Source organism: Arthrobacter sp. NPDC055585 (genome assembly GCF_053619115.1).
Genome location: NZ_JBSHIT010000005.1, coordinates 102,302 through 120,703 on the forward strand (window position 1 = coordinate 102,302; position 18,402 = coordinate 120,703).

Annotated in this window: 21 protein-coding genes; 14 read left to right on the top strand and 7 right to left on the bottom strand. The window is 65.4% G+C overall.

Going from position 1 to position 18,402, the window contains the following annotated elements; translation table 11 throughout:
• Positions 1–66: 66 nt before the first annotated feature.
• Positions 67–1,545 carry an FAD-dependent oxidoreductase gene (locus ACWGQ2_RS10220; protein ID WP_452016863.1) on the bottom strand — a complete coding sequence of 493 codons (1,479 nt, stop codon included), beginning with the start codon at positions 1,543–1,545 and terminating at the stop codon, positions 67–69.
• A 203-nt stretch (positions 1,546–1,748) separates the two neighbouring features.
• Between ACWGQ2_RS10220 and ACWGQ2_RS10225 the strand changes: the two genes are divergently transcribed.
• The 5 genes from ACWGQ2_RS10225 to ACWGQ2_RS10245 all read left to right on the top strand — a co-directional run bounded on the left by ACWGQ2_RS10225 (position 1,749) and on the right by ACWGQ2_RS10245 (position 5,832).
• Entirely contained in the window at positions 1,749–2,252 is a 504-nt protein-coding gene (locus ACWGQ2_RS10225; protein WP_452016865.1) for a DUF4383 domain-containing protein, read from the top strand.
• Between the two features lie 203 nt (positions 2,253–2,455).
• Positions 2,456–3,523 carry an acyl-CoA dehydrogenase gene (locus ACWGQ2_RS10230; RefSeq protein ID WP_452016867.1) on the top strand — a complete coding sequence of 356 codons (1,068 nt, stop codon included), beginning with the start codon at positions 2,456–2,458 and terminating at the stop codon, positions 3,521–3,523.
• On the top strand, positions 3,520–4,866 hold the full coding sequence (locus tag ACWGQ2_RS10235; protein WP_452016869.1) for a PIG-L family deacetylase: 1,347 nt from the start codon (positions 3,520–3,522) through the stop codon (positions 4,864–4,866). The genes ACWGQ2_RS10230 and ACWGQ2_RS10235 overlap by 4 nt, the downstream gene beginning before the upstream one ends.
• Positions 4,863–5,546 carry a glycosyltransferase gene (locus ACWGQ2_RS10240; protein ID WP_452016871.1) on the top strand — a complete coding sequence of 228 codons (684 nt, stop codon included), beginning with the start codon at positions 4,863–4,865 and terminating at the stop codon, positions 5,544–5,546. Before ACWGQ2_RS10235 ends, ACWGQ2_RS10240 begins: the two co-directional genes overlap by 4 nt.
• 46 nt (positions 5,547–5,592) lie before the next feature.
• The gene (locus ACWGQ2_RS10245) at positions 5,593–5,832 is read left to right on the top strand and encodes a DUF2630 family protein (protein WP_452016873.1); all 240 of its coding nucleotides are present in this window, start codon (positions 5,593–5,595) and stop codon (positions 5,830–5,832) included.
• Positions 5,833–5,856: 24 nt separating this feature from the next.
• Here ACWGQ2_RS10245 and ACWGQ2_RS10250 read toward each other — a convergent pair whose 3' ends face one another.
• Both ACWGQ2_RS10250 and ku read right to left on the bottom strand, forming a co-directional pair.
• On the bottom strand, positions 5,857–6,111 hold the full coding sequence (locus ACWGQ2_RS10250; protein ID WP_452016875.1) for a hypothetical protein: 255 nt from the start codon (positions 6,109–6,111) through the stop codon (positions 5,857–5,859).
• Positions 6,112–6,114: 3 nt separating this feature from the next.
• Positions 6,115–6,999 (bottom strand): non-homologous end joining protein Ku, encoded by an 885-nt coding sequence (ku, locus tag ACWGQ2_RS10255; RefSeq protein WP_452016877.1) that lies wholly within the window; start codon positions 6,997–6,999, stop codon positions 6,115–6,117.
• 173 nt (positions 7,000–7,172) lie between these two features.
• Between ku and ACWGQ2_RS10260 the strand changes: the two genes are divergently transcribed.
• Genes ACWGQ2_RS10260 through ACWGQ2_RS10270 form a run of 3 tightly spaced genes read left to right on the top strand, consistent with a single transcriptional unit; the run spans position 7,173 to position 9,615 of the window.
• Entirely contained in the window at positions 7,173–8,564 is a 1,392-nt protein-coding gene (locus tag ACWGQ2_RS10260; protein WP_452016879.1) for an FAD-binding oxidoreductase, read from the top strand.
• Between the two features lie 41 nt (positions 8,565–8,605).
• Positions 8,606–9,064: a redox-sensitive transcriptional activator SoxR gene (gene soxR, locus ACWGQ2_RS10265; RefSeq protein ID WP_452016881.1), complete on the top strand. Its 459-nt coding sequence runs from the start codon at positions 8,606–8,608 to the stop codon at positions 9,062–9,064.
• A 38-nt stretch (positions 9,065–9,102) separates the two neighbouring features.
• Positions 9,103–9,615 (top strand): flavin reductase family protein, encoded by a 513-nt coding sequence (locus tag ACWGQ2_RS10270; RefSeq protein WP_452016883.1) that lies wholly within the window; start codon positions 9,103–9,105, stop codon positions 9,613–9,615.
• Here the strand turns inward: ACWGQ2_RS10270 and ACWGQ2_RS10275 are convergent.
• Positions 9,612–10,493, bottom strand: a complete 882-nt coding sequence (locus tag ACWGQ2_RS10275) for a LysR family transcriptional regulator ArgP (protein WP_452016885.1) — start codon at positions 10,491–10,493, stop codon at positions 9,612–9,614. The genes ACWGQ2_RS10270 and ACWGQ2_RS10275 overlap by 4 nt on opposite strands.
• A gap of 71 nt (positions 10,494–10,564) precedes the next feature.
• Between ACWGQ2_RS10275 and ACWGQ2_RS10280 the strand changes: the two genes are divergently transcribed.
• The 3 genes from ACWGQ2_RS10280 (at position 10,565) to ACWGQ2_RS10290 (ending at position 12,396) form a co-directional block, all read left to right on the top strand.
• On the top strand, positions 10,565–11,179 hold the full coding sequence (locus ACWGQ2_RS10280) for a LysE/ArgO family amino acid transporter (protein ID WP_452016887.1): 615 nt from the start codon (positions 10,565–10,567) through the stop codon (positions 11,177–11,179).
• Between the two features lie 94 nt (positions 11,180–11,273).
• The gene (locus ACWGQ2_RS10285; protein ID WP_452016889.1) at positions 11,274–11,804 is read left to right on the top strand and encodes a hypothetical protein; all 531 of its coding nucleotides are present in this window, start codon (positions 11,274–11,276) and stop codon (positions 11,802–11,804) included.
• 4 nt (positions 11,805–11,808) lie between these two features.
• The gene (locus ACWGQ2_RS10290; protein WP_452016891.1) at positions 11,809–12,396 is read left to right on the top strand and encodes a sugar O-acetyltransferase; all 588 of its coding nucleotides are present in this window, start codon (positions 11,809–11,811) and stop codon (positions 12,394–12,396) included.
• On the opposite strand, the gene ACWGQ2_RS10295 is transcribed toward ACWGQ2_RS10290, so the two are convergent.
• Positions 12,393–12,968 (bottom strand): TetR/AcrR family transcriptional regulator, encoded by a 576-nt coding sequence (locus ACWGQ2_RS10295; protein WP_452016893.1) that lies wholly within the window; start codon positions 12,966–12,968, stop codon positions 12,393–12,395. The two genes, ACWGQ2_RS10290 and ACWGQ2_RS10295, sit on opposite strands and share 4 nt — an antisense overlap.
• Positions 12,969–13,062: 94 nt before the next feature.
• Here ACWGQ2_RS10295 and ACWGQ2_RS10300 point away from each other — a divergent pair, with 94 nt between their 5' ends.
• From ACWGQ2_RS10300 to ACWGQ2_RS10310, 3 genes are all read left to right on the top strand, one after another.
• A complete protein-coding gene (locus tag ACWGQ2_RS10300; RefSeq protein WP_452016895.1) occupies positions 13,063–13,938 on the top strand; it encodes an alpha/beta fold hydrolase in 876 nt (291 codons plus the stop codon).
• Between the two features lie 107 nt (positions 13,939–14,045).
• A complete protein-coding gene (locus ACWGQ2_RS10305) occupies positions 14,046–14,483 on the top strand; it encodes a hypothetical protein (RefSeq protein WP_452016897.1) in 438 nt (145 codons plus the stop codon).
• Between the two features lie 38 nt (positions 14,484–14,521).
• Positions 14,522–14,743: a PLD nuclease N-terminal domain-containing protein gene (locus ACWGQ2_RS10310; protein WP_452016899.1), complete on the top strand. Its 222-nt coding sequence runs from the start codon at positions 14,522–14,524 to the stop codon at positions 14,741–14,743.
• A 15-nt stretch (positions 14,744–14,758) separates the two neighbouring features.
• Here the strand turns inward: ACWGQ2_RS10310 and ACWGQ2_RS10315 are convergent, their stop codons facing one another.
• Together ACWGQ2_RS10315 and ACWGQ2_RS10320 are read right to left on the bottom strand one after the other, a co-directional pair.
• Positions 14,759–15,997, bottom strand: coding sequence for an Ig-like domain-containing protein (locus ACWGQ2_RS10315; RefSeq protein ID WP_452016901.1), 1,239 nt, complete (start codon positions 15,995–15,997; stop codon positions 14,759–14,761).
• Between the two features lie 68 nt (positions 15,998–16,065).
• Complete coding sequence (locus ACWGQ2_RS10320; RefSeq protein WP_452016903.1) at positions 16,066–18,294, bottom strand: acyltransferase family protein; 2,229 nt, start codon at positions 18,292–18,294, stop codon at positions 16,066–16,068.
• Positions 18,295–18,402 lie beyond the last annotated feature (108 nt).

The following is an 18,402-nucleotide window of genomic DNA, read 5'->3' on the forward strand; positions in this document are numbered from 1 at the left end:
GGTTCCGCCTGGAACGGCATAAAGCCCGGCGTCTCTCCGCGGAGAGACGCCGGGCTTTTGTGTTCCCTAGGCCGGATCCAGTCCTTTCACTGCCGGTCCCTCCAGCACTTCGCCGTCCGCACTGAAGCGCGAGCCGTGCAGCGGGCAGTCCCAGGATGCCTCGGCGTCGTTCCACGCCAGGATGCCGTGGAGATGAGGGCAGATCGCCGACCGGCGTGTGGTCACCCCGTTTACGGTGCAGACGGCCACGGGGGAGCCGCCCTCCCGCACCACCATCCCGAGTCCTTCCGGCGGCTCGGTTCCGGTTGTCCGGGATAGTCCTCCGGCCCATCCGCTGATCATCTGCAGGCCCACCTCTGCGTTGTCCTTCACAGTGGTCATGGCATCCGGAACGCTGATCCTGGCCTTGTAAAGCGCCGCATCCTGGTCCGCGTGGCCCAGAATTCCCGCTGCCAGGGACAGCGCTGCGGCAACGCCGTTGGTCATTCCCCATTTGTTGAACCCCGTGGCGGCATAGATGTTCCTGCCCAGCAGCGGCAGTTCGCCCACGTAGGGAACTGACGACGCCGGGGAATAGTCCTGCGCGGACCAGCCGTACCTTGCCTGATCCACGGCAAAGTTCTGCCGGGTCCATTCGTGCAGGCCGTTCACGCGGTCCCTGGTGTGGGAAGCGCGTCCCACCGGATGACCGTTGCCGCCGGCCAGAAGGTACCTGGTGCCGTTGACCTCCGCCGTGCGCAGTGAACGCGAGGGGGAGTCCGCCGAGAGGTACATGCCTTCCGGGACATCTCCGGTGACGGGAAACGCGCTGGCGTAGGACCGCATGGGTTTGACCACTGCGAAGTAGCCCCCGCGGTCAAGGATCGGGATTCCAGTGGCCAGTACCACCGAGGAGGCTTCAAGGTCTCCGGGAGAGGTCACCACCCGCACTTTCCCGGCATCGGTGTGGTGGACTTCCGTGACCCGCACGCCTTCGAAAAGCACTCCGGAGAGGGAGCGCAGCTCGGCCGCCAAGGCGGAAAGGGCCTGCAGCGGATGGAACTGTGCCTGGTCCGGCAGCCTCAAGGCGGCCTGGACCTGGAACGGAAGTTCGGTTTCCGTAGTGCTGTGCACTTCAAGGCCTGCGGCGCGGCAGGCGTCGCGCTCCTCGGCGAGGGCTGCAGCGCCGTCCGGGGTGACGGCGTAGGTCCACGCATCACGGGTCTCATAGCCAACTCCGGATGAGTCACAGAAGCGCAGCAGCCATTCCTGTCCGCGCCGGTTGGCTGCCACATAGGCAGCGGCCGTGGAGACGTCGTGGTGCCTGGCGACTTCGGAGAGCACCGTTCCCTGCAGCAGGGAGATCTTGGCCGTTGTATTTCCGGTGGTCACGGCGCCGGTACGGCGCGCCTCGATTACGGCTACCCGCTGCCCGCCGCGCGCCAGCATTACGGCGGTGGCCAGGCCTGTCAGTCCGGCGCCCACCACCACCGTGTCATAGGACCCACCCGGCACAAATGGGTCTGCCGGGATGGTCGGGGAGGTGTCGAGCCAAAGCGATTCCATGAGCTTCCTTCCTCGGGGCTGGCCTCCAGCCCATAGCCCCTGCGCCCCTGAGTCAAGGGGGAATTCCGATCGAACAGTCCTTAGCCCGCCGGTTGATAAGCATGCTTCCCATGCTGTGCTGACTGTGCCACAGTTTAAGCGTAGGTTTAAGGCCTCCGTCTGGCCGGAGTCCAGCATTCTCCCTTGGAGATAAGGAGTTGGCCATGTCTTATGCAAGCAGCAGCCGAGGACTTTCCGCCCACAGAACCAGTGCCCAGATAGCCGCCATAGTTTTCGGCATCGTTTTCCTGGCCATTGGGGTCCTCGGGTTCATTCCGGGAATTACCACTAACTACGGCGCGCTCTACTTCGCCGGCTATGGCTCGGAAGCCGCCCTGCTGGGCCTCTTCCAGGTGTCCATCCTCCACAACGTCGTCCACATGCTGCTTGGGTTTGCCGGCCTGTGGATGGCCAGGAGCAACTCGTCCGCCCGCACCTATCTCATCGGTGCCGGCGTCCTGTACCTGCTCCTGTTCATTTACGGACTCATCATTCCGCTGAACTCTGATGCCAACTTTGTTCCCTTCAACTGGGCGGACAACTGGCTGCATCTGATCCTCGCTGCGGTGATGATCATCCTCGGCTTTGTTCTCGGGTCTGACCGTTCCGGCAGCACCAGCAGGGGCCCCAGCCGCGGATCCCCTGGTGAGGGAAGTATTCCGAACTAATACGGGCAGGGAAACGGGCGTGGCCGGGGCGGCCACGCCTTTCCTGCTGCCCGGAAGTTGTTACGGCCATTCCCCGTCCTGGCCGTACAGCATGTAATTTGGGAAGCACCCTTATTCAGGACGGAGGCAAGGCCAGTGTCGATCCCCCAAGACCCTATGCCTGCTGCGGCTGAGCATGAACCGAACTGTGCAGGCGGCAACTCGTGAGCGGCCCGGTGCTGCTGAGCGCAGACACCCCTTCAGCGCAGCTGGAAGCCCTCTCTGAGGTAATGGGCCTGGCACTGGAAACCGACGGGTCTGCAGTTACGTCGCTGCTGCTCCTGAAGCCGGCCACCGACGCGGCGCCGCTGCCCGGAGCGGGCAGCACCCTGGCCCTGCTTGAGCTGCTGGCTACGCTGGGCGCAGCGGATCTGACGGCCGCGCGGGTGGTTGAGCCGCATCTGGATGCGCGCGCCATCCTGGCGCAGGCAGCACAGCTCGCGCCGGAGGACGGCAGGGCTGAAGACATGGACTTCACCTCCGGAACCTGGGGTGTCTACGCCGCTGAAGGGCCGGGAACAGCGCTTACAGCCACGCTGCACGACGGCGGGTGGCGGCTGTCCGGCCGCAAGCCCTGGTGCTCCCTGGCAGACCAGCTGGACTACGCCGTGGTGACTGCCCACACGGGGGACGGAAACCGGCGTGCCTTCGCGGTGGACCTCCGCGCTCCCGGTGTCCTCCCGGTCGAGGGCCTGTGGATCAGCCGCGGACTGGCCGCAGTCAGCAGCGGTCCTGTTGACTTCACGGACGTGCCCGCGGCGCCGGTGGGTCGGGACAACTGGTACTTGGAACGGGACGGATTCGCCTGGGGCGGGATTGGCGTCGCTGCGGTCTGGTACGGAGGTGCCGTGGCTGTTGCCCGGCGGCTGCTCCAGGCCAGCCGGCAGCGCACACCGGACCAGATTGCCCAGGCGCTCATTGGCTCGGCGGATCTCGCCCTGCAGTCGGCAGCGCGCGTGCTGGCCGGGGCAGCCGCAGACATTGACGCCGGACGGGCAGCCGGAGTGAACGGTGCCCTGCTGGCCCAGCGGGTCCGCGGCGTCGTAGCCGACGCCGCGGAGCGGGTCCTGGCCGCTGCCGCCCACGGACTGGGGCCGGGACCGCTCACCGCCGAAGAAGAGCACGCCCGCCGCGTTGCAGACCTGCAGGTCTACGTGCGCCAGCATCACGGTGAACGTGACCATGCAGCCCTGGGTGGAATGCTCCTGGCCCGGGAAACAGATCCGTGGTGAGCTTCACCCACCGGGACGCCAGCCAGGACGAGGCGCTCTGGATCAAGGCACTGGAAGGTACATCGGAGCTTGCAGGGCTGCTTCCCGGCGTCCCGGATAGGCTGCTGGTCCTTGCCGCGCATCCGGACGATGAAACCCTCGGTGCCGGCGGCCTCATCGCTGCGCTTGCCGCCGCAGGAACCAGCATCGACGTCATTGTGGCAACTGCCGGCGAAGCGTCCCATCCGGACTCACAAACCCATACGCCCAGCCGACTGGCTCAGATCCGGGAACGGGAACTGCGCGACGCCGTGGCGGCGCTGGCACCGCAGGCACGGGTCCGGCTGCTGGGCCTGCCGGACGGCGGACTGGCCGGCTGCCGTGAGGAAATCATGCAGGCGCTGCGGGAAACTGCGGATTCCGGCTCTGGATCCCTCTGGGTTGCCGCGCCCTGGCGAAGCGACGGACACATTGATCACGACACCGCCGGAGAAGTGGCTGCCGCGTTTGCCCAGTCAGCACGTATTCCCCTGCTGGAATATCCAATCTGGTTCTGGCACTGGGGAGATCCCCGGGACATTCCCGGCCCGCTGCACATTTTTCCGCTCGGCGCCCGTGCAGCAGAGGCCAAAGCGGCGGCTATGGCGGCCCACCACAGCCAGGTGAACCCGCTCTCCGATCTGCCCGGCGACGAGGTGCTCCTGGGTACCGAAGTGCTGGCGCACTTCGAACGGCCCTTTGAGTCTTTCTGCGTCTGCGTGCCTCGCAGCGCACAGCAGGTCTTCGAAGACCTGTACGCCGGTTCCACGGATCCTTGGAACTTCGAGGGGAGCTTCTACGAACACCGCAAACGGGCCCTGACGCTGGCGATGCTTCCCCGGGAAACCTTCGGCCGTGTCTTCGAGCCCGGCTGCTCCATCGGTGTGCTCACTGCAGAGCTGGCCCGCCGCGCGGAATCCGTAACCGCCATGGACATCAGTGCCCGCGCGCTGGAACTGGCCGCTCAGCGGCTTGGCCCTGCGTCCGGCGTCGAGCTTGTTGAAGGCAGCATTCCCGCGAACTGGCCCGGCGGTGTCTTCGACCTGGTGGTCATCTCTGAGATCGGGTACTTCCTGACGCCCGCGCAGCTGAGGGAGACCGTGGACCGGACAGCAGCATCCCTCTCACCCGATGGGGTGCTGCTGCTCTGCCACTGGCGGCATCCCAATGAGGGCTGGCCGCTGACCGGCGATGACGTCCACGACGCCTTTCTGCAGGGCAGCGGACTGGAACGGCTTAGCGCCCATCTGGAAGAAGATTTCCGCATTGATGTCCTGGTGCCGCGGCCGGCGGAATCCGTGGCCCGCCGGGAGGGACTGCTTTGACGCCTGCCCACTTCGGCGTCGTAATACCTGCCCGGGACGAAGAGGACCTCCTGCCGCGCTGCCTGGCCTCCGTTGCCGGAGCCGTCCGGGTCCTGGCTGTGCCGGCCAGGGTGAGCGTGGTTGTGGTCCTTGATTCCTGCACCGACGGTTCTGCGGCCGCTGCCGCCGGGGCGGGCCTGGAGCTGGGACTCGAGCTGCATCTGCTGGAGACCCGGGCCGGTAATGTCGGCGCTGTCCGGGCGGAAGGGGCTGCGGCGGTTCTGGAAATGGGTGCCTTGTGGCTGGCGAACACCGATGCAGACACCATAGTTCCGGCGAACTGGCTGCAAATGCAGGCCGAGCTGTCCGCAGCAGGCTACGGTCTGGTGCTGGGCACAGTGGTTCCGGACGCCCGGGACCTGACGGCGGACCACCTGGGACTGTGGCAGGCACAGCACACCCTGGCGGAGGGCCACCCCTACGTCCACGGCGCCAATCTTGGATTCTCGGCAGAGGCCTACGCAGCTGCCGGCGGGTTCCGTCCGGGCACTACGGGGGAGGACGTGGACCTGGCACACCGGATCAAGGCAGCAGGTGTGGCCTGGACTGCCACGGATTGGATCCGGGCGGTGACTTCCGGCCGGACAACCGGCCGCGCGCCTGCCGGGTTCTCCGGCTACCTCCGCGGCCTGCTGAACTAGCCCGCTGCGGGTGGTGCAGGCGCTGCGTGCGCCTTAGCGTGGGGGAATGGACTCAGAGCAAATCCACGCACAAATCGAACGCCTGGTCGAACAGGAACAATCCCTTCGCAGCGCCGGACCGGGCGCCAGCGCCGAATCCCACGCCGAACAGCTGCGCAGTATCGGTGAACAGCTGGACCAATGCTGGGATCTCCTGCGCCAGCGGCGTGCCCGGATCGACGCCGGTGAGAATCCGGACGCGGCGGAGGTCAGGCCTGTCGGCGAGGTCGAAGGCTACCGGCAGTAGCCGTTCGGACAGATCGCCGGCCGGCTACCGGGTCAGAGCACGCACCAGGGTGGCAGCCCCGATCGTACGGCGGAACGGGCTGCGGCCCCGGAAGGTTTCGCCGGCGGCCCACCACATCATGGCGCCCTGGCTGGCCCGGTGCAGCAGGTCCCGGTACCGCGGGGTCAGAGCCATGGCTGAGGCCGTGCCCAGACCGGCCCAGGCCACCATGGGCAAATTCGGCGGCAGGAAAACGGTCTGCCGTCCCCTGCGGTCGCGGAAGTAGCTGGTAACGCCCATTGTCTACGCGCCTTTCCTGGATTTACGGCCGGAGGACTTCGCCGCCGGTTTCTTGGCTGGCTCTTCTTTTTCTTCGTCCTTCGTTTTCCCGGAGGACGGTTTCCGCCCCCGGTTCTTCTCCACGCTGCGGCGCAGCGCCTCCATCAGGTCCAGGACCTTCCCGCCTTCTTCCTCCGCCTCTTCGCCGAAGGTCTGTTCCGTATCCAGGGCCTCGCCCTTTTCCAGCTTGGCCTCAATGAGGGTGCGGAGCTGTTCCTGGTATTCGTCGGTGAACCCGGAGGGATCAAAGTCGGAGCTGAAGGAGTCAACCAGCGCCGAAGACATCTCCAGTTCCTTGGCAGAGATGCGCACACTCTCTTCAAGGGACGGGAAAGCCGCCTCCCGAACTTCGTCCTCCCAGAGCAGGGTCTGCAGAGTCAGCACGTCGCCGCGGACACGCAGGGCACCCAGCCGGCTCTTCTGGCGCAGTGAAAACTGCACAATCGCGGTCCGGTCCGTTTCCTCCAGGGTCCGCCGCAGCAGCACGTAGGACTTGGTGGACTTTGAATCCGGCTCCAGATAGTAGGTGCGGTCGAAGAGGATGGGGTCCACCTGGTCACTGGGGACAAACTCCACTACCTCGATCTCCCTGCTCTTCTCCACCGGGAGGGACGCCAGATCCTCGTCGGTCAGCACCACTGTCTGCTCGCCGTCGTCGTAGGCCTTGGCAATGTTCTTGTACTCCACAACTTCACCGCAGATTTCACAGCGGCGCTGATACCGGATCCGGCCGCCGTCCTTCTCGTGCACCTGGTGCAGGCTGACATCGTGGTCCTCGGTGGCGGAGTACACCTTGACCGGTACGTTGACCAGCCCAAACGCAATGGCACCTTTCCAGATGGCTCTCATGTACCAAGTGAACACCAAGCAGGCTGGGAATCTCCAGACTTTTGATCCGCACGCTCCGGCCGCCAAGCGGTGCTTTGCCTGCACCCCTTGGCGGACCCCGGCCCGCGCCCTACCCTATTGAGCAATTCCCCGGTGCTCGGGCCGGTTCATTTCTCACTCCCGGGAGCTCCGCCATGATTCAAGAACCTGACCTCGACTCGCTCCGCAGCGCCGTCCGAGGGGTTGTATCAAAGCCCGGAGAGGGCTCCTATGCACAGGACACAGCGGCATTTAACCTGGCACAGGTCCATCATCCGGATGCCGCACTGGGCGCGCTGGACGCCGTGGACGTCCAAACCGCCGTGCAGTGGGCGTCCGAGCGCGGGATTCCGCTGGCTGTGCAGGCCACCGGCCACAACGCCGCAGCCCCTATGGATGAGGGCCTGCTCATCAATACCTCGAGGCTGCAGGACTTTGAACTGGATGTGGAGAGCGGGACCTTTACGGTGGGTGCCGGCGTGCGGTGGAATACAGTGCTGGAGCAGCTGGTCCCCAACGGCCTGACTGCCGCCCATGGTTCCAGTTCCCGTGTGGGAGTGGTCGGCTACACCGTTGGCGGGGGCCTGCCGCTGATGGGACGCACTCTGGGGTTCGCCTCAGACCACGTGCGGAGTTTTGACGTTGTCACCCCGGACGGCACCCTGCGCCGGGTTGATCCGGAAACCGAGCCGGAGCTGTTCACCGCCGTGCGGGGCGGCAAGGGCAACTTTGGGATCGTAACCAGCATGAGCATGGCGGCCGTACCGCTGGGGGACTTCTACGGCGGGCAGCTGGTTTTCCCGGAGGAGGAAGCAGGCCAGGTGCTGGAGGTCTTCCGCCAGTGGGCTCCGTCCCTGCCCGGCGGGGCATCGGCGTCGCTGGCATTGATGCATCTTCCGGATGTGCCGTTCCTGCCTCCTGAAATCCGCGGAACCGCGCCGGTAATTCTGCGTTTTGCCCTGTTCGGCACCGAGGATGAGGGGGAGGCGCTGCTCAGTCCGCTCCGTCAGCTGCCCGTGGTCAGCGACACCGCCGGGCCCATGGATTATCTGGGCGTGGACGCCGTGCACAGTGATCCCGCTGATCCGGCGCCTGCCATGGAGCGGGGCATGCTGCTGACGGACCTGGACGACGACGCCGCTGCCGAGCTGCTGCGCCAGGTGGGACCCGGCTCCGGCACACCCCTGGTCATGCTGGAGCTGCGGCTGCTCGGCGGTGCGCTGTCGCAGAAGCCCCCTTTCCCCGACACGGTGTCCGGCCGAACCGCTGCGTACCACCTGTTTGTTCTGGGGGTTCCGGGCCTGCCTGCACCGGATGAGGTGGAGTCAGCCGTGGCCCGCCTGGCAGTGGCCTTCGAGCCCTACGCGGCGGGGAGCTTGATCAACTTCCACGGTCCCGCCGGTGACGAGCTGGACCGCGCCCGGGCATGGGAGCCGGCTGCCTACGAGCTTCTGCGCAGCGCCAAGGCGGGCTGGGATCCGCAGAACCTCTTCCGCTACGGACATGCCGTACCGCCAGTTGGTTTAATGGACACGGCAACCGGCTGAACTCCTGCCGGTCCGGAACGAAGAGGCGGCAGCAACGCATCATGGATGGTCAACCCCGGGCCCTCGAAGAGCTCACCGTGGGGCAGGTTGCCCAGCGCAGCGGTGTAGCCGTTTCCGCGCTGCATTTCTACGAGCGGCAGGGCCTGATTCGCAGCCGGCGTACCGGCGGCAATCAGCGCCGCTTTGACCGTTCAGTCCTGCGCCGGGTGGCGGTAATCCGGGCTGCCCAGCGGGCAGGCATACCGCTTTCCCATATTGCCTCCGTCTTCGCCGAGCTGCCGGAGGACGGGATCCCTGACCAGGAAGACTGGCGGAGGCTCAGCGCCGCATGGCGCACGGAACTGGATGACCGGATAAGCCAGCTCGAAGCGCTGCGGGACCGGCTGGGCGGGTGCATCGGCTGCGGGTGCCTGTCCCTGGCCGAGTGCAGCTTCGTCAACCCGGATGACGCATCAGGCCGCGGTTTCCGCGGTGCCCGTCTGCTGGAACCCGACTCCTGATTTGACCTCAACTAATGTTGAGGTTTTACCGTTGAGGCATGACTTCAACGGCACTGACTCATCCAGTAGTGGATGAATTCAAGGATGCGTTCCGGGGACATCCGGCAGGTGTGGCGATCATTACGGCCGCGGGTGCCCAGGGCCCGGTGGGACTCACCGCCTCTTCGGTGAGCTCTGTCTCGGCGGTTCCGCCCATCCTGGCCTTCTCTCTTGCCTCTACTGAGGGGTCGGCCGGTGTGATCGCCGGCTCGGAGACGATCGTGGTCCATTTGCTTGGTGCTGATAATGCCGAGCTGGCGTCGCTCTTCGCGGCCCGGGGCGCTGACCGTTTTGGTTCTGAATTGGATTGGAGCACCCTGCCCGGCGGGGAGCCTCTGCTGGGCGGAGTGCCCCGGGCGCTGCTCTGCAGGATCCTCTCCCGCACCCAGGCTGGCAGTTCCACCCTCATTGCCGCTTCCGTGCTGGAAATCCACAGCGGACCGGCCGCTGCCCCGCTGGTCTACCATGACCGCACCTATCACCACCTGGGTTCGCACTCCGCCCTGCCCTAGTACAGGAGTCCTTTTTCCGCAGCATCGGACAGGGCGCCGGCCACCCCGGACAGCGCAGGTAGTTCCACCCTCCACTGCTGCCAGAAAAGGGGGACATCAAGCCAGGCATCGGAAGCCAGCAGCACCAGGGACCCGTCCGCCAGCAGCTCCTCGGACTGAAGATCCGGCAGCATGCCCCAGCCGAATCCCAGGCGTACAGCCTGCAGGAAATCCCAGGACGCCGGGACGTAGTGCCGGGGCGGGTCGATTCCCGGCCCAAAGGCCGCTTCGAGGAAGCGGAACTGGAGTGCATCCCTGCGGTTGAAAACCACCATCGGTGCCTGCGAAGCCGAGGAAGCGTTCCAGCCGCCGGCGAAGAACCGGTGGATAAATCCGGGGCTGGCAGCCGGCCGGTAGCGCATGGTTCCCAAGGGCGTAACCGAACAGCCCTGCACCGGTTCGGGGCTGGAAGTCACTGCAGCCATTGCCGTGCCGTTCCGCAGGCTCTCGGCTGAATAGTCCTGGTCCTCCAGCGTGATCTCGAAACTGATTCCCTCCAGCCCCGACAGCGCCGGCAGCACCCAGGTGGCGAGCGAATCTGCGTTGATGACCAGCTGGACTGTGCTGTGTCCCTGCCGGCTCTCCAGGCCCAGGCGTTCGACGGCGTCGTCCTCCAGGGCAGCAATCTGCCGGGCCAGCCGCAGCAGGACTGCCCCCGGTTCGGTGACGGCCACCGGCCTGGTGCGCCGGACCAGCACACACCCAGTCCTTGCCTCCAGCGCCTTGACCCGCTGGCTTACCGCCGACGTCGTGAGGTGGAGTGCGGCGGCCGCCGCGTCAAAGCTGCCATGGTCCACCACGGCAGCCAGCGCCCGCAGCTGATCCGCATTGAAGTCCATATTAAGAAATCCTAAACAACCTTCAGAATTATTAGCTACTCATTGGATCTATATGCGCCTAATTTGGACCCATGGATTCTCTTGCTCCCCTGGCGGCCGGTTTTGGCAGCGGACTGGCGCTGATCGTCGCCATCGGTGCGCAGAACGCCTTTGTTCTGCGCCAGGGTCTTCGGAGCGAACATCTGCCGGCAGTGGTTGCGGTCTGTATTCTCAGCGATGCCATCCTGATCCTGGCCGGCACAGCGGGCATCGGAAGACTGACACAAAGCGCTCCCGTGGTCCTGGACATCATCCGGTGGGCGGGCGCTGCCTTCCTCCTGGCCTACGCGTTCCTTTCCCTCCGGCGGGCGATCAATCCTTCCGGCCTGCAGGCTGCAGGGCAGGGGAAAGGAACGCTGGCCGCCGCTGTCCTGACCTGTCTGAGCCTCACCTGGCTGAATCCCCACGTGTATCTGGACACCGTGGTGCTGCTCGGCTCACTCTCGGCGACGCATGGTCCGGACGGCCGGTGGGTTTTTGCGGCCGGCGCGGTCGCAGCCAGTACCTTCTGGTTCACTCTTCTCGGCTTTGGGGCCCGGCTGCTGGCCCCGTTTTTTGCCCGTCCCAGGTCCTGGCAGATCCTCGACGCCGGGATCGCCGTTTTTATGACCGTGCTGGCGGTGAGCCTGATCAGCAGCTCGCTCTAGCTCCACCTGCGGCGCTGAACAGGCTTTGGTGTTACGGTTCGCACCAAACCGCCCGGTGCCGGCCCCCGCCGTCGGGCACGATCCGGGGAGCATCATGAACTTCAGCAGGAAACGCAGCGGTGCGCGGAACCCGGTACAGTCGGGGGTTGTCTGGGCCGGGGCGGCTGTTCTCATCGGGGCGGGCGTTTTTCTGCTCGCCGAATACTCCTCCTCGCCGGCGCCTGGAGGGATCCCGGATCCACCGTTCGCGGTATTCGATGAGCCGCCGGACGAGGAAGACCAGCTGCCGGCCTGGGTGGAACTGGACACCGGCCGGGATGAAGTCCGCTTCCTGACCACAAGCGGAACGGGCAGTTACTACGTATCCCGGGGAGGCGGCGGGTACTGCCTGGCGGTTGTGCGGCAGGGACCGGGTGAAAGCTATTCCGCTTTCTGCCGCAAGGGGCCGCTCACCGACGGCAGTGTTGTCTCCGGTACGTCCCCAGGCACCACGCTGGACGGACGTGCTGGCATGGCGGTCCTGGTGGTTGACGGATACATGGATGACGCGGAACTCTCCGAGGGCAAGGAAATGATCCATGGGAATGTCCTGGTGAAACTGGGGGTGCCCGCAGGGGATCATTAGGCGCATGGCTCACTACTTCGAGAATGACAACATGTCCATGCGGGAGCGGATGCAGGCAGGGGACCTGTACATCGCCGATGATCCGCAGCTGGAAGCGGACAGTCTCCGTGCGGTCTCCCTTGCGGACCAGTACAACCGCCTGGCCCCGCAGAACCCTTCGGCTGCAGCGCCGTTGCTGTCAGAACTCCTGGGTGGCCTCGGGGAGCAGACCGTCATCCGGCCGCCGCTTTACGTGGACTACGGGAAATACATCACCGTTGGTGCGAGGACCTTCATTAACTACAACCTCACCGCCCTGGACGTCGCACCGATCACGATCGGCGACGACGTGCAGATAGGACCGAATGTCCAGCTTCTTACGCCCACCCATCCGCTGGCAGCGGATCCGCGCCGGGACAAACTGGAGGCAGCGAAACCCATCAGCATCGGCAACAATGTCTGGCTGGGCGGAGGGGTGATCGTGCTGCCCGGCGTCAGCATTGGTGAGAACACCGTTGTCGGGGCCGGGGCGGTGGTTACCCGGGACCTTCCGGCCAACGTCGTCGCACTCGGTAATCCCGCCCGTGTTGTCCGGGACCTGCCTGAAGCTTAAACCTTTCCGGGAACGGCCTGGATCTGGGCGTTGATGAGAATCTCCGCTGCCTGGCGTGCCTGCTGGGCCGGCTCTGCTGACCCGGAGATGGCCGCGGTGGTCTGAGCGCCCTCTGCCAGCAGCGCCAGCTGCGGGGCAAGGGCCGGGCTCCCGCCGGCGTCAGCGACGAGGCCAGCCAGTACGAGCTGGAAGGATTCCTTGTGCTCCCGGGTGCGTTCGGCTATGTCCGGTGACTGGCTGCCCAGCTCTCCGAAGGCGTTGATAAATGCGCAGCCCCGGAACGAGTCCTCAGCGAACCAGTCCGCGAGATAGTCGTAAACAGCCAGCAGTTTCAGACGGGGGTCCGGTGCGGCGTCGATTTTTTCCTGCAGACCTGCCGTCCAGATTCGGTGGCGCCTGTCAAGGACGGCGAATACTATGGCCTGCTTAGACGGGAACAAGGCATAGAGCTTCTTCAGCGGCAGATCCACCTCGCGCCTGAGTTCGGCCATGCCGACTGCCTGGATGCCGCGTTCGTAGAAGAGCCGGTCGGCTACTTCGATCACGTGTCCGTGTTCCTTATCAGGGTCCATGAAGTTAAGTGTAGTTGCTTTGAGAACGATCGTTCCCTATAGTTGGTGCCTCGGAGAATGATCATTCTCACAGCCTTTTGAGAGGAAGAGCGCCATGGGACGTATCAGCGTCAGCACGGAGAACAGCAGTCCGATCGAGCTTTACTACGAAGACCACGGCAAGGGACAACCTGTGGTCCTCATTCACGGCTACCCCCTGGATGGGGCGTCCTGGGAAAAGCAGACCGCCGCCCTGCTGGGCGCCGGTTACCGGGTCATCACCTATGACCGGCGCGGTTTTGGCCGGTCGGACAAGCCCGCCGAAGGTTACGACTACGACACCTTCGCCGCAGACCTGAACGCAGTGCTGAGCACCCTGGACCTCCACTCGGTGGTGCTGGCAGGCTTCTCCATGGGCACCGGCGAAGTGGCCCGCTACCTCTCGACCTATGGCTCGGACCGGGTGGACAAGGCAGTGTTCCTCGGTTCGCTCGAGCCGTACCTGCTCCAGGCTGATGACAATCCGGAAGGTGTTCCGCAGGAAGTCTTTGACGGCCTGCTGGAGGCTGCCACTGCAGACCGCTACGCCTTCTTTACCGAATTCTTCAAGAACTTCTACAACACGGATGACTTCCTGGGCACGAACCGGCTCAGCCAGGAAGTGGTCAACGCCGGCTGGAACCTGGCATCCTCGGCAAGCCCCATCGCATCGATTGCCGCACAGCCAACCTGGCTCACGGACTTCCGCGAAGATATCCCCAAGATCGATGTCCCGGCGCTGATTGTGCACGGAACCGCTGACAACATCCTTCCGATTGATGCCACGGGACGCCGGTTTGCGAAGGCGCTGCCCTCCGCCGCGTACGTGGAGATTGAAGGCGCCCCGCACGGGCTGCTCTGGACCCACGCGCAGGAAGTCAACGACGCACTGCTGTCCTTCCTTGCACAGGACACCAAGCCGGAGACCCGAGAGGTTGCCGCCGAAGCCTAGAAACGTCCCCTAACGGACCCGGTCCGCCAGCGGACCGGGTCCGTTACAGTTGCTGCACCAGGGACGCGGCCGCTGCGGCCGCGCAATCTGTCCGGAGGGGGACGGCCATGTCCAGCAGGCACGATGAGATAGATCCACGGTATGACCCTGCCTACCAGCGCGGCGGGGGAGACCGGCACCTGTCCCGGGCCGGGGAAGAACCTCCGGCGATCGTGGAAATCAGTGACGCGCCCGCGCCTGTTCAGCTCAGGTCTTCGCAGAATGTGTACTCGGAGCTGGAACAGCACCAGCGCAAGTACCGGATTGCCGCCTGGGTCCTCGCCGCAGGATTGGTGGCAGTGGGCGGATTCTTTATGTTTGCCGACGTCATCTTTCCGCAGGATCCCAACCCGCCGACGCCCAACTGGAATGGATATCCGGTGGAGCCCTGGCCTCAGAAGCTGCGCTGGGCGGCCCCGAACCTGATTATGCTGGGGATACTGACCGCCGTCGTGCAGGTTTTCATCGAACAGGTGCAGGCCTTCCGGCTGCGCACGGGCCGGTGAAGATCTCTCCGGGCCGAAAAACCCCAGAAGGAGCTCCCATGAGCAGGAAAAAGTCCCTTAGTGACCTGACTGCAGGCCAGAAAAAGGGCCTCGGCATTCTCTCCAGCATCCAGTTCCTGCTTGCCGGTGCAGCACTGGTGGACATCTGGCGCCGGCCGGGCAGCGAAATCCGCGGGCCGAAAGCTGCCTGGAGCGCCGCCTGCGCCGTCAACTTCATAGGTCCGATCAGCTACTTTGTGTTCGGGCGCCGCCGCGGCTAGGCCAGCTGGCAGGAACTAGCCCTTGGGCTGGGTGGAATACTCCGCCCAGGGCACGTTCCAGTCCCCGTAACCGTCCCACACTGCTGCCGGTCCCACCCCGGTGTTGAGCACCTGGACAAGGTCACCCGGTTCGAACGTGTCATAGAAGTACTTGGCGCCTTCAGGGGACATGCCAACGCAGCCGTGGGAGACATTCATAACCCCGAGTGCTCCCATGGCTCCGGGCAGCGCCTCATGCACGAACACCCCGCTGTTGGTCAGGCGGCTGGCCCAGGATGCATCAAAGGGCTCGTAGTAATCCGGGTCCCCGGGTTTAAGGCCAATGCTTTCGGCACGGAACGGCAGGGTGGCGTGCTGGGACATCACTACCTGATACCCGCTGGGGGAAGGCCAGACGTCATCTCCCAGCGTCACGGGGAAGGACCGGGTGAGCTGCCCGTCAATGAAGACCTGCATGGTCTTGGTGAGGTTGTCTACGACGGCAACGCGGGAGTTGTGCACCTGGAAGGTGCGCGTCTCGTTGAAGTTGCCAATCATGGAGTTGCCGAAGTCCACGCCAAAAAGGTTCATCTCCACAGTCACCGTGCTGTTGGGTTCCCAGAACGATTCCGGCCGGTAGCGGGCCTTGGTGTCCGAGATCCAGTAGAAAGCGCCCGCCTGGTCGCTGGTGCTGGTGACGGTGATGGCTGCCTCGACGGCCTGTTTGTTCAGTACGGGCTCGCTGAAGTTGATCTCGATCGGGTGGCCGACGCCAACCACTGACTTGTCCATCGGCGCCATAAAGGCATTGGCCTCGTTGGGCGGAGTGACCGTGTGGAAGGTCTGCGAGGACTTGGTGGTCTTGCCGTTCGCGTCGGCAAGGGTGAAGGCGAATGTGTACTCGGTATTGAACTCCAGGGGTTCGGATGCCGTCCACTCCGTTTCACCGGCCGCAATCTCCCCGGCGACGCTGGCACCGCCCGCTGCCGGTGCCAGGGTTACGGAATCGATAGTGCCGTTTTCGACTTTCAGGACGGGCACCGACGCGGGATTCACCTCTGCAGCGTTGTCTGCAGGTTCGGCCGTGAAGGTGACCGGGACGGCGGCCTCCGTAGGCGTTGGTGACGCTGAGGGTTCCGGGGACTGCTGGGCGGCCGGTGATCCGGCGTCGAAGGCGCCTGTGGCAGCCGCGACGCCCACGGCTCCGCCGACTACCAGTACCCCAGCCGCTGCGGCCAGGGCAATCCACCGCTTGCGGCTGCTCTTTTCCTGCACTGTGTGTGTCCCCTGTGTCTCTCTTAGCTGAAGTCATCCTACGTTAGGAGGCGCGGCGGGCTAACCCGTCAATCAGTGTTTTGCAGGACTCCGGCCACCAGGGGCGCCAGTTCCCGGGACCCTGCCGCACTGAGATGGTAGGCGTCGGCGTACAGCGGGACGGCGCCCACAAACGCCGGGCACCTGCCCTCCACACAGAACCACGCCGTGGTGTCCACCCATTCAACGGCCGGGTCCGCCTGCACTGCAGCAGCGGCTTCCAATGCCAGACGGGACTGATGGTTACCGGGCAGCAGGGTTTCACAGTCGGCCGGAGTGCTGAACCGGGTGGCACACTGAGCCGGGTCCCTGGCTTCAGGAGGCGCCGAGAGAACCACGGTCCGCCCTGCCTTGCCGGCCAGCGCCTCATGGATGCGGCGGGTGCCCTCGCTCCACTCGGCGTCGGCGGCTTCTGCCTCCGCGCCGCTGGCAAGGGCAGGGTCGTAACGGAAGGAAGACATCAGCAGCACATCCGGTGCCAGCTCGCCGACGCGCTGGACTGCCCAGTTCCGGAACGCCGCACATTCGGGGTACGGTGCGCCGCCGATCCGGTTCTGCGGTACGTCAGCGGGTGCGCAGCCGGCCGTCGTCAAGACGTGGATCCGCCAGTCCTCCGGCTCCAGGACAGCCCGCAGAGCCGGCAGATAGGTCATGGCAACTGAATCCCCGTACAGCACCAGGTCCCTCGGCGCATCCTGGCTGCCGTAGACGCAGTGCTCAGTGTTGGTGACCGGATCCGCTTCGCGGGATTCGTTTCCGCCGAGGCAGCCGTCCTGGATCCACTCGGCGGGCTTGGCGCTGCGTCCGCCTTCCGTGAAGGTGGCCGGATCGGGGTGCAGCTCGGGCCATTCGGTGCTCGCGAGTGCAGCGCGGAGTGCCGCCGTGTGAGCGGCCAGGGGATCTGGCCGGACCGTGCCGGAGCCGGCCGGCAGGGGATCCTGCGCAGCGGCCGGCGGATTCGCGGCCGCCGGACTCTCCGGGGAATGCAGTGTTGTTTCGACTGTGAGTGCCACCAGAGCCGCGGAGAGCAGGCCTCCTGCTGCAGCCATCGCAGCCAGCCGTCCGGGCCGGGGCGCTAGGGCGGGGCGCCGGTAGCGGCGTCCGTGTTCCCTGGCGGCGTAGCGCGGCTGGAGCCAGCGTGAATGCCGTACCGGGTCCTCAATAAAGGAGAACGAGAGCATGGCCAGCAGGACGGACACTGCGAGCAGGAGCAGTCCGGGCGCTGCCGGAGCCAGTGCGGCTGCGAAGACAATCACCGGGAAGTGCCAGAGATAGAGGGAATAGGAGATCCGGCCGATGTAGCGGCTGGCGGGATTCGTCAGCGGCCACATCACGCGGTTGTAGCGCGGGCTCCGGGTTCCTGTTCCTGCGGCCAGGACCAGCAGTGCAGCGGCCACGGGCAGGGCGGCTGCCGGCCCGGGAAACACGCTGTCCGCTGAGAGCAGGACAAAAGATCCGGCGATTCCGGCCAGCCCGGCCCAGGCCGCGGCAGCCCGTGCGGCTGCAGGAATCCGGTTAAGCCAGGGGGCCGCCACCGCCAGCAGCGCACCGGCACCGAGTTCCCAGGCACGGGAGAACGTGGAGAAGTAGGCAGTAGTTGGCCGGTTGGCGGTCTCCCAGACCGCGAACGCGAAACTGGCGGTGCAGAGCACCCCGATAAAGAGCAGCAGCAGCACACGCATGCCCCGGTCAGTGCAGCGCAGGGCGGCTGCTGCGGCGATGCCTGCCACCAGCACCCAGGGCCAGATCAGATAGAACTGCTCCTCCACGCCGAGGGACCAGAAATGCTGCAGCGGAGAGACCGCAGTACCGGCGTTCAGGTAGTCCGTTCCGGAAGCAGCGAAACGCCAGTTGCCCAGGAAAAAGAAGGACCAGACGGCGTCCTCCAGGATGGCTGCGGCACGTCCCGCGCCGAAAACAAGGAACGCCGCCGCCGAGGTCACGGCCAGAACGGCGGCCGCCGCGGGAACGAGCCGGCGCACACGCCGGCGGTAGAAGTCCGGGAGTGAGAGCTTCTGCGGGGACGTGATTTCCCGAATCAGGATGGTGGTGATCAGGAACCCGGAAATGACGAAGAAAACGTCGACGCCGGCATAACCACCCGAGGGCCAGGCAAACAGGTGGTGGCCCAGCACGCCCAGGACGGCCAGGGCCCGCAGGCCTTCAATGTCATAACGGTACGCACCGCCGGGACGGTGCCGCGGCAGGGCAGGAAGGGGTGCTCGGCTGGAGGCAGTCTGGGGCCTGGGCGCGGGCACGGCTTCGCTTTCACTCCGGGGATGGGGGCTTCATCGAATTTAGCCCGGCGGCCCTGCCGCCCGCGAATTAGCGCCGCCGCACATCAAAGCTTGACCGGACCCTTGACA